Source organism: Clostridioides sp. ZZV15-6388, from assembly GCF_020657755.1.
Lineage (GTDB): Bacteria > Bacillota > Clostridia > Peptostreptococcales > Peptostreptococcaceae > Clostridioides.
Map to the genome: position 1 here is coordinate 1 of NZ_JAGWCU010000148.1, position 255 is coordinate 255.

General features: G+C 52.5%; 1 rRNA gene. It reads right to left on the reverse strand.

The annotated features are described in order from the left end of the window. Nucleotides 1-255: ribosomal RNA gene (locus KGF48_RS20815) — 16S ribosomal RNA — on the reverse strand; the annotation flags it as partial.

A 255-nucleotide genomic window follows, 5' to 3' on the forward strand; every position in this document is an offset into this window, starting at 1 on the left:
GCATCCCAGGGGGCTGCCTTCGCCATTGGTGTTCTTCCAAATATCTACGCATTTCACTGCTACACTTGGAATTCCACCCCCCTCTGATGAACTCTAGTCCTGCAGTCACAAATGCAATTCCCAGGTTGAGCCCGGGGATTTCACATCTGTCTTACAGAACCGCCTGCGCACGCTTTACGCCCAGTAATTCCGATTAACGCTTGCACCCTACGTATTACCGCGGCTGCTGGCACGTACTTAGCCGGTGCTTATTCT